Origin of the sequence: Enterococcus sp. 3G6_DIV0642, assembly GCF_002140635.1 — a bacterium.
Lineage (GTDB): Bacteria > Bacillota > Bacilli > Lactobacillales > Enterococcaceae > Enterococcus_D > Enterococcus_D casseliflavus.
Genome location: NZ_NGLH01000001.1, coordinates 1,430,429 through 1,443,379, shown reverse-complemented (window position 1 = coordinate 1,443,379; position 12,951 = coordinate 1,430,429). Strand labels below are relative to the sequence as shown.

Here is a 12,951-nt window from a genome sequence, read left to right as displayed (position 1 = left end):
AATCGATTTCCATTGGCCATCTTTATGGTGGAGCCATTTTCTAATTTGCCTATCCTGTTCACGTCATCGATTGAAGCGATTCTTCCAAATCAAAAAGACCGCCGAGAGAAGTTACTCCTTAAAGGACAACTTCTTTCGACGGTCCGTCCCATCTCTTTTAAAAGAGATATGTGATCAAGAACCCAAGCTGGTTTCTTAAATCATTTCCGTACGGTTTGTATTCAATTCACTGATTTTCCCAGTAGCAAGATACACGATCCATTCACAAATATTCGTTACGTAGTCACCGATTCGTTCCAAGTATTGAGCAACGGATAAATAATCGGTCCCACTGACAACTGTTTCTGGATTTTCTTTCATACTCTCGATCGTTTTGTAATAAATGTCTTTGTAATATTCATTGACCCGATCGTCCATTTGAGCGATCATACGGGCATCTTCTTGGTCGGTCTTTACATACGCCACTAAAACATTATCAACCATTTTTTTGACGTAATCCGACATATCTGAGATTTCTTTTTCGATTTCGGCGATCCGCGTTTCGCCTTTGACCCGTATCGTTGACTTCGCGATGGATACCGCATGGTCCCCCATCCGCTCCAAGTCAGAGCTGGCTTTCATAACGGTAATGATCATTCGTAGATCGGTCGTTACTGGTTGTTGCAAAGCAATCATCTCAAAGCTCTTTTTTTCTAAACGAACCTCCATATTGTTGATCGCCAAATCATTTTCAATTACTTCCTGCGCAATTTCTTTGTCATGTCTGACATATGCTCGCACAGATTTATGAATGGCACTGCTGACTAGCATCCCCATTTCATAAAATTGATTGTGTAAATTTAATAACTCTTCTTCAAATTGTGTACGCAACATCCCTTTTCCTCCTAACCAAATCTTCCTGAGATATAATCTTCTGTTTCTTTTTTGCTTGGACTTAGGAACACTTTTTTCGTGTCATTGAACTCGATCAAGTTGCCGTCCAAAAAGAACGCGGTTTTATCTGAGATTCTTGAAGCTTGTGACATGTTGTGAGTCACGATGATCATCGTGTAGCGTTCTTTCAGCGCTAGAAGGGTATTCTCGATTTTCCCTGATGAAATGGGGTCTAACGCACTGGTTGGTTCATCCAGCAAAATGATTTCTGGATCGACAGCCAATACCCGAGCGATACAAACCCGCTGCTGTTGTCCACCTGATAAAGAAAGCGCACTTTGGTGAAGTTTGTCTTTGACATCTTCCCAGACAGAAGCTGCTTTCAGGCTTTCTTCTACCGTCTTATCAAGAATCTCCTTGTCCGTGACTCCTTTTAATTTTAACCCATAAATCACATTTTCGTAAATTGAAAAGGGAAAAGGATTCGGTTGTTGAAAAACCATCCCGATTTCTTTGCGCAAATCAACGATGTCTTGCTTTGGACTATAAATGTCTTTCCCTTTATAGACAACACTTCCTGTAATTGTCACACCAGGGATCAAATCATTCATTCGATTAAGAGAACGCAAGTAGGTCGATTTCCCACAACCTGAAGGTCCGATCATTGCCGTGATCTCGCCTTTTTTGATGGAAAGGTCGATTCCTTTCAATGCTTCTTTTTTTCCATAGTATAAATGCAGATCTTTCGATGTAATAATTTCTTCTGCCATTGTTTTGCCTCCGTTTACTGATCGAATCGGCTCAGCCAAAATGACCGGATACGTAATCTTCTGTTGCTTTAATTTTTGGACGAGTAAATATCTTACGGGTCTCATCGTACTCGATCGCATTTCCTAAGTAGAAAAAGGCAGTATAATCGCTGATCCGAGCAGCTTGCTGCATATTATGGGTCACGATGATGATTGAATAGTCGTTTTTCAAGTTGATAAGAGTTTCTTCCACTGTCCCTGTTGAGATTGGATCAAGGGCACTAGCTGGTTCATCTAGAAGCAAAATATCTGGTTTCATCGCAATTGCTCGAGCGATACACAGACGTTGCTGCTGTCCACCGGACAATGCCAAAGCACTTTTGTCTAAGCTGTCCTTTACTTGATCCCAAAGTGCGGCTTGTTTCAAGCTGGTTTCGACTGCTTCATCCAATTTCTTTTTGTTTCTTTCTCCATGACGTCGCAAAGCAAAGGCGATATTGTCATAGATCGATTTACTGAAAGGGTTTGGTCGTTGGAAAACCATGCCGATCCGCTTGCGCATTTCGAAGACATCGACTTCTTTTGTATTGACGTCGACTCCTTTATACATGATGTTTCCTGTGACTCTCGTGTTTGCGATCCCATCATTCATTCGATTCAAAGAACGCAGATACGTTGATTTACCGCAACCGGAAGGTCCGATCAATGCGGTGATTTTATTTTTTTCAAATTGTAGATCAATGCCTTTGATGGCTTCATTTGATCCATACCATACATGCAAGTCAGTGGTATAAAGCGCCACATCTTCTGGTTTATCGAAGGTAATGATATTTCGATCGTCCCAATTGTAATCGTTCATACTGTCATTCTCCTTATGCTGACGTCATTTTCTTGTACAACCGTTTGCCAGCTGCACGGGCGCCAAAGTTAAATAGCAAGACGGCAATGATCAATACCGCGGAAGCCCCGGCTGAAACTTGAGCGCCATCAGGCATCGTACCTTCTGTATTGATTTTCCAAATATGGACTGCCAGCGTCTCCGCTTGTCGGAAAAGACCGATCGGGCTGGAAACACTCAATGGATTCCAGTTTGTAAAATCAAGGGCCGGTGCACTTTGTCCTGCAGTGTAGATCAGCGCTGCCGCTTCACCAAAAATCCGACCAGAACTTAGAATGACCCCAGTCAAAATCCCTGGTGTTGCTTCTGGAACAATGATGCGTGTGACAGTTTCCCAACGGGATAAGCCTAACGACAAGCCCGCTTCACGCTGCGTATAATGAATCGCTTGTAGAGATTCTTCCACATTTCTAGTCAATAGTGGCAAATTGAAGAAAGTCAATGCCAAGGCACCTGAAATGATCGAAAAGCCATAACCAAACTGGATAACAAAGACCAAGAAACCAAAAAGACCGACAACCACAGAAGGCAGTGAACTCAAGATTTCGATCGATGTCCGAATGATATCCGTCAACCAGTTTTTCTTCGCATATTCTGATAAGTAGATTCCCGCTCCTAAAGAAATCGGAAAACTAATGATCATTGTCACTAAAAGCAAGTATAGGGAATTGAACAATTGGATGCCGATCCCGCCACCTTCTTGATATGCTTTTGAAGAAGAAGTCAGAAACTCCCAATTGATATGGGGAATACCACGTACCAAAATGTACAATAGTAAGGAAGCCAAAATCAAAACAATGACTCCAGCAACAGCATACAAGACGCCGGTAGCAATTTTATCTGAACGTTTTGCATTCATTATTTCAATGCTCCTTTCTTCCCAATAAAGCGAATGACAATGTTAAATAGTAAGGACATCAATAAGAGAATCAAGGCTAATGACCATAGAACGTTGTTTTGGACTGTTCCCATGATCGTATTCCCAATACCCATGGTTAAGATCGATGTCAATGTTGATGCAGGTGTCACTAAGCTCGTCGGCATCAATGCCGCATTACCGATAACCATTTGGATCGCCAATGCTTCCCCAAATGCGCGAGCCATTCCGAAAACAACTGCCGTTAAAATCCCAGGGACAGCTGCTCGTAAAACAACTTTATAGATCGTTTGCCAGCGTGTTGCACCTAAAGCTAAGGATGCCTCACGGTAGTGCCGAGGGACTGCCCGTAACGCATCGACAGTCATCGTAGTCACTGTCGGCAAAATCATGATAAATAGGACAAAGGTCCCCGCCAAGATCCCAAACCCTGTACCGCCAAAAACCGAACGGACTGCAGGTACAATGACAGACAAACCGATAAAACCATAAACTACAGAAGGAATACCGACTAATAGTTCGATAACGGGCTGCAAAATCTTCTCTCCGTTACGAGGGGAGATCTCCACCATAAAGACTGCTGCACCGATCGCAAATGGTGTTGCGACGATCGCTGATAGGAAGGTTACGAAGAACGAACCAAGGATCATCGGTAAAGCACCTACTAATGGTTGGCCATCAGGACCAACAGCACTTGGATTCCATTGCGTACCAAACAAAAAGTCGAAAACATTGACTTTGTCTACAAAGAATGTCGCTAATCCACGGCTAGCAACGAAATAAAAAATGGAGATCACAACCAATACAATCAGCGCAATACACAGAAAGCTAACCAGCTTTCCTCTTTGTTCCATTCTTGCGCGCTTGGATTTTTTTGTTAACACTTCTTTTACATTTTCCACGAGGGTTCCTCCTCAAAAATCAAACTAAACTCATAACCATTAGTTTATCGGTTCAACATCAATTTCTGTTAAAGCTTGTGTAAATTTTGTGTAAAGATTACTCGACGATGTTGCCTTCCCAATCTCTTTCCACCTGCATGATGGAAATTGGAATATAACCCAGATCCCCGACGATATGCTCTTGTACTTCATCAGAAAGCATATATTCGAGAAATTCAGCGGTCAATCCCGTTGGTTCTCCTTTTGTATACATATGCTCGTAAGCCCAAACTTTCCAATCATTGGTCGTTACATTTTCAATCGTTGGTTGAACCCCATCGATCGAAAGGACGTTGACTTCATCTGTCACATAAGAAAATGCAACATAACTGATGGCGCCTGGTGTATCTGAAACAATCGAACGGACCATCCCACTAGAATCTTGCTCTTGGGAAGGAATCGCTGTTTCGCCATCCATGATCCATTTTTCAAACGTACTTCTCGTGCCGCTTCCAGTCGCCCGATTCAACAAAACGATGGGCAGATCATTTCCGCCGACTTCACGCCAATTTGTAATATTTCCTAAGAAGATATTTTTTAAGTCCTCTGTTGAAATATCCGTGATCCCGACGCCTTTGTTGACGATCGGTGTGATACCCACCGTTGCCACTCGGTGGTCAACGAGTGCATCCGCATCGATCCCTGGCTTTTCTTCTGCAAACAAATCAGAATTCCCAATATCGACTGCGCCTGCTTGGACTTGACTTAACCCAGTGCCGCTCCCGCCTCCTTGGACATTGATAAATCGCCCAGGATTTGAGTTTTGAAATTCTTCCGCAACGGTTTCTACGAGTGGCTGCAAGGCAGAAGACCCGACTGCTGTGATCGATTCTCCTCGATCTGCCCAGCTTGCACATCCTGAGAGTAAAATAACCAATCCGATGATAGGACTTAGAAGTTTTAATTTTTTCATCATAACGCTCCTTGTACTTTCGAAAGTCATTGATTGTAAAAATCAATTATTTTCATTTTACCATTAGTTGAAATCAATGAAAATTATTATTTGCTTTTTTTTCTTGAGCTGAGTCTGTCCCTTTATTTAAAACGCTTTTTTTCTTTTACAAAATAACTATTTTGTAAATAAAATGACAAGATTTCTTAATTAAATTACGTGCATCCAGAAGGTATGCTGTGCTATACTGTGAGAGGAAACGTATTTTAAAAAGAACATAATTATTAATCTTGCTTCCCCAATCAAGTACAATATGTTGTTATGTTCAGCGTTTTCACGATTTCATCAACATTTCCCCAAAATGTCTGTTGAATCGAAACGGCAGAAAGAAGCATTCCTATGCATCTTCTGCCGTCTTTTTTTTATTCTAATTCACTTAACCATGCCGCCATCTGCTCAATGATGGCTTCTTGCTGTGCTTCATTTGGTAGATCCGCTGCTGCTTCTCCTTTTTGTAACCCATAGGTACCAAAGCCAGCATGATTGCCGCCTTCGATCGTTTGGAACGTCGTAGATTCTGGAAGGAGGCTGCGGGCAGCTTGCCAATTTTCCTGATTCACTACTTGGTCTTGACTGCCTGAGAGTGACAACACAGCAATCGATTGATCAGCTAAGGATCCTTTTTCATCTGGGTAACTAGCAAAGAAAAAGACGCCTTTTAACTCGTTGTCGTTTTCAGCCAACTGATTCGCTGCAAAACGGCTGGCCATGACGCCACCTAATGAATGACCACCAATGACATAGGAGCTATGGGGAATTTCTTTCAAGACCTCTTCTGCTCGATTGCCTGCTAAAACAGCCATGTTAAAGGGCATTTTAACGATTGCGACAGGATAGCCTTTTTCCGCTAAACCTGCTGCCCATACACTATAGCTTTCGGCATCGACAAGCGCACCAGGATAGAAAATAACCAAAGGCTTTTCTTCATCTCCAGCAAAATAGAGGACATTTCCCTCATCATCTGCCTCTTTCGCTGCTGTAACTGCAGCATCCACTGCTGGGTAATGCAGTTGTTGCCAACCGACCCAACCGGCAATAATTAAAATAACAACGGTGATCAATACACCGATCAAGACTTTTGTTCTTTTTCTCATCATGTCCTCCTGCAAAAAAGAAGATCAGGAAAGGATGGCAGACGAAACTTGCGGGTCCATCATCTCCTGAATCTTTCTATAAGTGTTTCCAATTTTTATCGGTGAGCCAGCGCCAATAGTTCTCGTGCATGTTCGATTGTTAAATCGGTGATTTCTGCACCTGAGAGCATACGGGCGATCTCAGCCACTCGTTCTTCTTCTGATAATTTACGGACATGGGTTTCTGTCCGACCTTCTTGAATTGCTTTTTCGATAAAATATTGATTGTCCGCCACAGCCGCTACTTGCGGCAAGTGGGTGATACACAAGACTTGCGAATTCGCAGCGATCTTGGCGATTTTTTCGGCGATCGCCTGAGCTACTCGGCCACTGACCCCAGTATCCACCTCATCAAAGACAATACTAGTGATTCCTTGCTTGCGGGAGAAAATCGATTTAAGCGCTAATAAGATTCGGGAAAGCTCTCCTCCAGAAGCAACTCGCACTAACGGTTTCATGCCTTCACCGGGGTTGGTGGTCAAATAAAACTCCACGGTATCAAAGCCGCTGCTGCTTAATTGTTTTGAGCCAGATGCAAACCGTACTTCAAACTGCGCGTGCTCCATATACAGCTCTTTTAACTCTTGAACGATTTCTTTTTCTAAACGATGAGCCAATTCACGTCGTTTGACGTGCAAGGCTTCCGCCAGCTGCCAAACTGCTTCAGCTTTTTGGGCAAGCTCTTCTTCTAATTGCTCCAACTGACCTTCCGTATAGGCTGACTCGCTGATTTCTTTACTGATCTCATCATAATAAGCAAGAATCACAGGAATTGACTCCCCGTATTTGCGCTTCAATTGACGAATCGTTTCCAGCCGTGAAATGACTTCTTCCAGTCGGCCTTCATCTAATTCAAGGTTGTCGACTTGCCGCGAAATATCAGTGGCTGCATCTTGCAACAAGTAATACGCACTTTGGATCGCTTCACTGATTTTTTCATACGCAGGATCAAGATGGGCGATCGACTGGATCTCTGATAATGCCACACTGACTCCATCTAGGCTATTAACTTCTTCGGCGGATAGAGCGCCATAGCTTTGCCCTAGAGCATCCACGATTTTTTGATAATTGGTCAGTTTTTCTCGTTCATCGATCAGCTGCTCTTCTTCATTTTCCATCAATTCCGCTTGGGCGATCTCTTCTTGTTGAAAACGCAGCATGTCCATTCGCTGCACATAGAGCTGTTCATTTTCTTGAATGGTCCGCACATGTTTTTCTAAGGAGCGATAGGCTTGATAGGCTTGACGGTAACTTGCAAGTTCCGCTTTAAAGGCATCATCTCCAAAACCATCCATCAACGCCAAATGTTTTTCTGGCTGCAGCAGCTCTTGATGCTCATTTTGTCCTTGGATATCAACTAAAAACAAGCCGATTTGGCGCAAAACCGACAAGGTAACAGTTCGACCATTCACACGACAAATAGTTTTACCCGATTGAGAGATATCCCGTTGTACGATCAGAACTTCCTCTTCATCAATACCCAGATCTGCGGTCAGCTCTTTGAACTCCAGCTGATTCGGCCATTCAAAAATCCCTTCCAAACGGCATTTTTCTGCGCCTTGACGCAAATAGTCACTGGATCCTCTGCCACCTGCTAGTAAGCCCATCGCATCGATAATGATTGATTTCCCAGCACCTGTTTCACCTGTTAGAGCCGTCATCCCCTCATGAAAAGACAGGTGCAAGTTGGAGATAATCGCAAAATTTTGGATCGACAATTCTAAAAGCATCCCTTGCCTCCTCTTTTATACGTAACGTTGGAAATCCTTGAATAGGTTCTCGGTATCTGTTTCTGTTCTAGTGATCATCAAGACGTTGTCATCATCGTTTAGCGTGCCAAATAATTCTTTGGCATAACGCTTATCGATCAAATTCGCCAAAGCCGAAGCATTGCCAGGCAGTGTGCGCAGAATCACAAATTTGTCCATTCGATCGACAGAAACAAACGCCGTTTTTAGGATTTTATCTAGTTTACCACTCACGTCTTCCGTTGTCTCTTGTGGAATACTATAGCGATAGCCGCCTTTTTGGGAAGGAACTTTCACTAACTTCAATTCCTTGATATCCCTTGATATGGTTGCTTGTGTGACTGAGACGCCGCGATCTTTTAACAACTCGACAAAATCTTCTTGTTTCTGAATATCTTGTTCACTTAACAATCGTGTAATCAAGCGATGCCGTTCTTTTTTTCTCATCTCTTGTTCCTCCTGAATGAATTCCTACTAATTTTATCCTATTTTGCGCAAGAAAGAAAGAGAGCCGACAAGTAAAATGTCCACTCTCTTCCATTCTTTATTTTGGTTGATGAAAGGTCTCATGTGCTGATGCAACAACTTTCGGGATGTCGATCCCTGCTGCGGTGCCTTCTTGCAGGCTTTTCTTTAAATGTACGATAAACTCGATGTTCCCTTCGCCACCAGTGATTGGTGAAAAACTTAGGTTTAATACATCGAATTTTGTTTTCTTAGCGAATGCCAGTACTTCCTCCAACACTCGTTCATGGGTTTTAGGGTCACGAACGATCCCATTTTTTCCGACCGCTTCTTTGCCCGCTTCAAATTGTGGTTTGATCAGCGCCATCACTTCGCCATCCGCTACCAAAATATCATAAAGGGGAGGTAAGATCAGTTTAAGTGAAATAAAAGAAACATCGATCGTAGCAGCTTCAGGAAGACCATCCAGGAAGTCTGTTGGTTTTGCATAACGGAAGTTGACCCGTTCCATTACGATCACTCGCTCATCTTGCCGCAGCTTCCATGCCAACTGATTGTAACCGACATCCAGTGCATAGCTTTTTTTGGCGCCATTTTGCAACGCCGCATCAGTAAAGCCACCGGTGGAAGCGCCGATATCTAACATGATTTTATCGGTTACGTCAAAATCAAAAACTTTGAGTGCTTTTTCTAACTTGAGACCACCACGAGAAACATAAGGCAGCTTCTTCCCTTTGATCTGCAGCAGTGTATCTGCGGCAATTTTTTCTCCAGGCTTATCTAGGCGCTCATTGTTTTTTTCTTTGTACACCAATCCAGCCATCACTCCTCGTTTGGCTTGCTCGCGGGTCTCAAAGAGGCCTTGCTGGACAGCTAAAACATCTACTCGTTCTTTCTTCATGCGTTCCCTCGAATCTCAAATCGTTCCACAAATGCCAATAAAACATCCGGCGTAAATTGACCGTATTGGCTTAACAGTGCCAGAATTTCTTTGGCTTTGCTCAATTCTTCAGTCAAGGCTTGCTGCGCGCCTGCTAAGCCAAGTAAAGCAGGATAGGTACTTTTCGCCAACTCGTCATCTCGGCGGACAACTTTGCCTAGCTCTTCGGTCGTACTAGTGGCATCTAACAGATCGTCGCGAATTTGAAAGGCTAACCCAATATGCTGGGCAAAGCGATCCAATTCATGCAGAACCTCTTCCGTCTGGTCGGCTAAGACACCACCAGCAATCACCGCAAAGCGGATCAATTCTCCAGTCTTTCGTTCATGGATTGACATGAGCTCCTCAAGACGAAGGGCTTGGTTCTCCCCTTGAATATCAGCTGCTTGGCCGGCGACCATCCCTTGCGTGCCCGCTGCTTTACTCAACTGCTGCAGCAGCAAGACTTTTTGATTGGCTTCGATTTCCGCCATAGCGACTAATTGAAACGCAGCCGTCAAAAGACCATCTCCAGCTAAAATCGCTAAAGCTTCACCAAAAACCTTATGGTTGGTGGGTTTTCCTCGACGCAGATCATCGTTGTCCATTGCTGGCAGATCATCATGGATCAGCGAATACGTATGCACCATTTCTAGGGCTGCTGCACACTGGTACACCGCGGTATTGATGGGTTTGTGAAAAGCGGCGACTGTTGCTGCCAATAAAAGCGGGCGAATACGTTTGCCGCCGGCTTGGATCGAATACTGCATGCTTTCAAATAATCGTTGATCAGAAGTGTGTTCTTTGACAAAGCGTTCCATGACTTCTTCGATCAATGGGGCGTGTTCTTTTGTGAATTCTGTTAAAGCACTCATTGGTTTTCCTCTTCAAAGGGGACTTCTTCATTGGATTCAGTCATCATTTTTGTTAAGGATTTTTCCGCTTTACTCAAGGTGTCCTTGCATTGCTTGCTCAAAACCATGCCTTTTTGAAAAGCATCTAACGCTTCTTCCAATGGAACATCGCCTTGTTCCAAACGGGTTACGATTTGTTCTAATTCTTGTAATGATTCTTCAAATGTTGGATTTGCCATGATTAACTCCTTCTGTACTAATAACTTCGACCAGTGCTTGGCCATCTTGGTAATGGATCGTCAGCTGATCTTCTGGCTCGATCGCATCAATCGATTTGATCACCTGCTCATTTTTCGTGGTATAGCTGTAGCCGCGCCCCATGATTTTCAGCGGGCTTAGCAAATCAAGGGATTGGACTGCATTTGCAAATTGATTTTCTTTTGCTGCATAGATATCTTTCATGGCTTTCGTTAAGCGTTGAGAAAGATAGCTGACCTCTTGATTGCTGGCTTGTAATCGCGCTTTTGGTTGTTGTTGGGCCAACCGTGAAATCAATTGCTGTGCCTGGCGATCCTTGTCATAAAGCAAGGTTTGCAAGCCTTGCTGCATCCGCTGCTGCAACTGATCGAGTTTGATCGACTGTGCCTCATACAAGCGCTCTGGTTGTCGAAAAACATACGATCCAATCACTCGCTGATAGCGTTCTTGTTTGTACTGGATCTGGTGCATAAATGCTTGCTCTAATCGGGCTTGTCTTTCTTCGATCCGCAAAATCTCCTCCGACAGCACTGGCACCGCTAATTCGGCAGCGGCGGTCGGAGTTGCCGCCCGCACATCCGCCACTAAATCGGCAATCGTCGTATCGGTTTCATGCCCCACTGAAGAAATAATGGGGGTTTTTGCATCAAAAATGGCTCTTGCCACTCGTTCTTCATTGAAAGGCCAGAGGTCCTCGATCGATCCACCCCCACGTCCGATGATCATAGTATCAAAGGTCCCATCGGCTTCGACTCGTTGGATATTTTTCACCACATCATCCGCAGCTTTATTACCTTGTACCACGGTTGGATACAAAACGATCTGAGCAATGGGGTAACGCCGCTGTGTCGTCGTGATGATATCTCTGATCACCGCCCCACTAGGACTGGTCAAAACTGCGATGCGTTTCGGGTATTTCGGCAAGGACTGCTTCGGTGCAGAAAATAATCCTTCCGCTGCCAATTTCTGCTTTAATTGTTCATAGGCTTGATAAAGAGCGCCGACACCGTCTGGTTCCATGTGATCGATCACCATCTGGTAATTTCCGCTTGCCTCATACAGAGTGATACGCCCAACCGCCATGACTTTCATGCCCTCTTCTGGTTGAAAGCGCAGCTTGTCAAAAGCGCCTTTGAACATGACGGTCGAAATTTTTGCACCATCATCCTTCAAACTAAAGTATTGGTGATTGGGGCGCCGACGAAAATTGGAGATCTCCCCTGTCAAATAAACCCGCTCTAAATACGGATCGACGTCAAACTTACGCTTGATATATTTTGTTAATGCGGTCACCGTTAAATATTCTTGCGCCATTTAGTTTTTCATTGTCTCCTTTGCTGCCTCGATCGTTTGGGCCATCAACATCGTGATCGTCATTGGACCTACACCTCTAGGTACCGGTGTGATATAGCTAGCGATCGGTTCGACTTCATCAAATTTCACATCGCCGATCAACTTGCCGTTGGCATCACGATTCATCCCAACATCAATCACCACAGCCCCTTCTTTTACGAAGTCTTTTGTGACAAAATGACCGCGGCCGATCGCCACGACTAAAATGTCCGCTTGTTTTGCCAACTCGGGCAGATTTTTGGTTTTTGAATGAGCAATAGTCACGGTGGCATTTGCCCCCAAGAGTAAGTGCGCCATTGGTTTTCCGACAATGTTGCTGCGACCGATCACTAAGGCATTTTTTCCTTCCAATTCGATCCCATACGCAGCAAACATTTTCATGATGCCATAAGGGGTACAAGGAATTCGGTCAGGTACACCTGCGAATAATTTTCCTAAATTGATTGGATGAAAGCCGTCGACATCTTTTTCTGGTTTGATGGCTAACAGTACTTTTTCTTCATTGATATGTTTTGGCAAAGGAAGTTGAACCAAAATTCCATGAAAGGCATCATCGTTATTGAACTGTTCGATTTCTGCTAATAATTCTGCCTCAGTAATGGATTCAGGGTAGCGGGCAACACGGGAATTAATGCCGATTTTCGCCGCAGCTAGTTCTTTATTTTTCACATAAGTCTGACTTGCTTTGTCTTCTCCAACAAGCAAAACAACTAATCCCGGTGTCACACCCTGCTCTTTTAGTGTTGCTGTCTCTGAAAGAAACGCTGCTTGCATTTTTTCAGCCAATTCTTTTCCATTGATCAATGTACCCATTCTGACAACTCCTCCAACCTGATTATACGGACTTATTTTGTAAAAAGAAACGCACCAATCGTTTGTCGATATGCTTCTTCATGTTTTCTATCATAGCATTTTCTGAAAAGAAAAACAC

At 43.8% G+C, this 12,951-nt stretch carries 14 protein-coding genes; all 14 read right to left on the bottom strand.

The genetic code is table 11. The annotated features are described in order from the left end of the window. Nucleotides 1–195: 195 nt before the first annotated feature. The gene (gene phoU / locus A5878_RS06870; protein WP_010748004.1) at nt 196–873 is read right to left on the bottom strand and encodes a phosphate signaling complex protein PhoU; all 678 of its coding nucleotides are present in this window, start codon (nt 871–873) and stop codon (nt 196–198) included. An 11-nt stretch (nt 874–884) separates the two neighbouring features. Further along, on the bottom strand, nt 885–1,643 hold the full coding sequence (gene pstB / locus A5878_RS06865; protein ID WP_005225784.1) for a phosphate ABC transporter ATP-binding protein PstB: 759 nt from the start codon (nt 1,641–1,643) through the stop codon (nt 885–887). A gap of 31 nt (nt 1,644–1,674) precedes the next feature. After that, on the bottom strand, nt 1,675–2,481 hold the full coding sequence (gene pstB, locus A5878_RS06860; protein WP_005225783.1) for a phosphate ABC transporter ATP-binding protein PstB: 807 nt from the start codon (nt 2,479–2,481) through the stop codon (nt 1,675–1,677). A 13-nt stretch (nt 2,482–2,494) separates the two neighbouring features. Next, complete coding sequence (gene pstA / locus A5878_RS06855; RefSeq protein WP_005225782.1) at nt 2,495–3,379, bottom strand: phosphate ABC transporter permease PstA; 885 nt, start codon at nt 3,377–3,379, stop codon at nt 2,495–2,497. Further along, the gene (gene pstC, locus A5878_RS06850) at nt 3,379–4,299 is read right to left on the bottom strand and encodes a phosphate ABC transporter permease subunit PstC (RefSeq protein WP_005225781.1); all 921 of its coding nucleotides are present in this window, start codon (nt 4,297–4,299) and stop codon (nt 3,379–3,381) included. Before pstC ends, pstA begins: the two co-directional genes overlap by 1 nt. Before the next feature lie 97 nt (nt 4,300–4,396). Then, nucleotides 4,397–5,251 (bottom strand): phosphate ABC transporter substrate-binding protein PstS, encoded by an 855-nt coding sequence (locus A5878_RS06845; RefSeq protein WP_010748000.1) that lies wholly within the window; start codon nt 5,249–5,251, stop codon nt 4,397–4,399. A gap of 401 nt (nt 5,252–5,652) precedes the next feature. Beyond that, nucleotides 5,653–6,384 (bottom strand): alpha/beta hydrolase, encoded by a 732-nt coding sequence (locus tag A5878_RS06840; RefSeq protein WP_179190634.1) that lies wholly within the window; start codon nt 6,382–6,384, stop codon nt 5,653–5,655. 95 nt (nt 6,385–6,479) lie between these two features. Next, nucleotides 6,480–8,153, bottom strand: coding sequence for a DNA repair protein RecN (gene recN, locus A5878_RS06835; RefSeq protein WP_010747998.1), 1,674 nt, complete (start codon nt 8,151–8,153; stop codon nt 6,480–6,482). A gap of 15 nt (nt 8,154–8,168) precedes the next feature. After that, entirely contained in the window at nt 8,169–8,618 is a 450-nt protein-coding gene (gene argR / locus A5878_RS06830) for an arginine repressor (RefSeq protein ID WP_086295086.1), read from the bottom strand. Nucleotides 8,619–8,715: 97 nt separating this feature from the next. Continuing rightward, the gene (locus tag A5878_RS06825; protein WP_005225776.1) at nt 8,716–9,537 is read right to left on the bottom strand and encodes a TlyA family RNA methyltransferase; all 822 of its coding nucleotides are present in this window, start codon (nt 9,535–9,537) and stop codon (nt 8,716–8,718) included. Further along, the gene (locus A5878_RS06820; protein WP_086295084.1) at nt 9,534–10,430 is read right to left on the bottom strand and encodes a polyprenyl synthetase family protein; all 897 of its coding nucleotides are present in this window, start codon (nt 10,428–10,430) and stop codon (nt 9,534–9,536) included. The genes A5878_RS06825 and A5878_RS06820 overlap by 4 nt, the downstream gene beginning before the upstream one ends. Continuing rightward, on the bottom strand, nt 10,427–10,648 hold the full coding sequence (locus A5878_RS06815; protein ID WP_005235356.1) for an exodeoxyribonuclease VII small subunit: 222 nt from the start codon (nt 10,646–10,648) through the stop codon (nt 10,427–10,429). Before A5878_RS06815 ends, A5878_RS06820 begins: the two co-directional genes overlap by 4 nt. Continuing rightward, nucleotides 10,629–11,981 carry an exodeoxyribonuclease VII large subunit gene (gene xseA, locus A5878_RS06810; protein ID WP_010747995.1) on the bottom strand — a complete coding sequence of 451 codons (1,353 nt, stop codon included), beginning with the start codon at nt 11,979–11,981 and terminating at the stop codon, nt 10,629–10,631. Before xseA ends, A5878_RS06815 begins: the two co-directional genes overlap by 20 nt. Next, a complete protein-coding gene (locus A5878_RS06805; RefSeq protein WP_005235351.1) occupies nt 11,982–12,833 on the bottom strand; it encodes a bifunctional methylenetetrahydrofolate dehydrogenase/methenyltetrahydrofolate cyclohydrolase in 852 nt (283 codons plus the stop codon). Between the last annotated feature and the right edge of the window lie 118 nt (nt 12,834–12,951).

Bases quoted from the DNA above. Each gene is read 5' to 3' on its own strand.
- A5878_RS06820 (WP_086295084.1), bottom strand. From the start codon at position 10,430: ATGAGTGCTTTAACAGAATTCACAAAAGAACACGCCCCATTGATCGAA.
- phoU (WP_010748004.1), bottom strand. From the start codon at position 873: ATGTTGCGTACACAATTTGAAGAAGAGTTATTAAATTTACACAATCAA.
- A5878_RS06840 (WP_179190634.1), bottom strand. From the start codon at position 6,384: ATGAGAAAAAGAACAAAAGTCTTGATCGGTGTATTGATCACCGTTGTT.
- recN (WP_010747998.1), bottom strand. From the start codon at position 8,153: ATGCTTTTAGAATTGTCGATCCAAAATTTTGCGATTATCTCCAACTTG.
- A5878_RS06825 (WP_005225776.1), bottom strand. From the start codon at position 9,537: ATGAAGAAAGAACGAGTAGATGTTTTAGCTGTCCAGCAAGGCCTCTTT.
- argR (WP_086295086.1), bottom strand. From the start codon at position 8,618: ATGAGAAAAAAAGAACGGCATCGCTTGATTACACGATTGTTAAGTGAA.
- pstA (WP_005225782.1), bottom strand. From the start codon at position 3,379: ATGAATGCAAAACGTTCAGATAAAATTGCTACCGGCGTCTTGTATGCT.
- A5878_RS06815 (WP_005235356.1), bottom strand. From the start codon at position 10,648: ATGGCAAATCCAACATTTGAAGAATCATTACAAGAATTAGAACAAATC.
- A5878_RS06845 (WP_010748000.1), bottom strand. From the start codon at position 5,251: ATGAAAAAATTAAAACTTCTAAGTCCTATCATCGGATTGGTTATTTTA.
- A5878_RS06805 (WP_005235351.1), bottom strand. From the start codon at position 12,833: ATGGGTACATTGATCAATGGAAAAGAATTGGCTGAAAAAATGCAAGCA.
- pstB (WP_005225783.1), bottom strand. From the start codon at position 2,481: ATGAACGATTACAATTGGGACGATCGAAATATCATTACCTTCGATAAA.
- pstB (WP_005225784.1), bottom strand. From the start codon at position 1,643: ATGGCAGAAGAAATTATTACATCGAAAGATCTGCATTTATACTATGGA.
- xseA (WP_010747995.1), bottom strand. From the start codon at position 11,981: ATGGCGCAAGAATATTTAACGGTGACCGCATTAACAAAATATATCAAG.